This window comes from Mycobacterium sp. E802 (assembly GCF_001666875.1).
In the GTDB taxonomy this organism is placed as follows: Bacteria; Actinomycetota; Actinomycetes; order Mycobacteriales; family Mycobacteriaceae; genus Mycobacterium.
Genome location: NZ_LZJD01000065.1, coordinates 1 through 974, shown reverse-complemented (window position 1 = coordinate 974; position 974 = coordinate 1). Strand labels below are relative to the sequence as shown.

General features: G+C 70.6%; 2 pseudogenes. Both read right to left on the bottom strand.

What is annotated here, in order from left to right:
- Positions 1–243: pseudogene (locus A5699_RS09720) on the bottom strand (hypothetical protein); the annotation flags it as partial.
- Positions 240–974 (bottom strand): annotated as a pseudogene (locus tag A5699_RS29540) (ABC transporter substrate-binding protein); the annotation flags it as partial. The pseudogenes A5699_RS09720 and A5699_RS29540, both read right to left, overlap by 4 nt.

The window sequence follows — 974 nt, the reverse complement described above, 5'->3', positions numbered from 1 at the left end:
ACGTTGCACGGCGTGGTGGTGCGTCGCGCCTATGCGGCCGAGCATCCCGAGGTGCTCGACGCCTTCCTGCAGGCCCAGCCGAACGTCGTTGGCGGTCAGCACCTGCCACAGCACGACGGCGCCGACGACCGACGCCAGCCGCACCAGACGACGAGGCCAGACCGACGGGGCACGACGTCGGGGCGCGGCCGGGGATGCCGGTCGGTCGGCGACCGTTGCCGGCGCGCTGTCGGTGGTCGTCATACCGCACCTGCCAAGGCTTGCCGGTAGTCGACCACCACACTGCCGGGGTGGGCCGCCACGTAGCGTTCGGCCCCGGCCTGGGTGCCGAACGGCAGGTAGTCCTCGGCGCCGTGGGCCGGGACGCGGACCCAGACCGACTTGTCCGCGAACCACCGGGTGCCCAGCTCGGCGTCGGTCACGTACGCGGCCCGGACCTTCTTGCCCTCGCTTTCGGCCCGTCGGATCGCCTTGAGCAGGCATGCCGGAGTGGCCGCGGCCGTGGTGGTATCGGCCCCGTCGAGCCAGAGTTCACCGGCGGTCGCCGGGTTGTCGACGGCCCGCTGGCACACCGGGTCGGTACCGCTCAGCGCCGAAGGATTCGTCTGCGAGCGCAGCGCCTTGTCGTAGTCCTGCCCGCGCGCGGCGAACGCGGCCCGCAACGGCGCATCCTGCACAAAACCGGCCACGTCCAGATCGGCGAAGTTGTCGATCGACTTCAGGTACGGCACATCGCCTTTGAGCGCGTCGATCAACGAAGGCTTGAGCGTGGTGTCGAACGATGTGCCGCCCGGGCCGTTGTACAGGTAGACGACCTCCTGCGGCAGGCCGCTGCCCTCGGCCACGATGCGGGCGGCCTCCAGCGGCTTGGTGTTGAGGAAGTCGGTGGCGTCGAGTTGGGCCTGCAGGAAGGCGTCGAGCACCTCGGGATGCTCGGCCGCATAGGCGCGACGCACCACCACGCCGTGCAACGT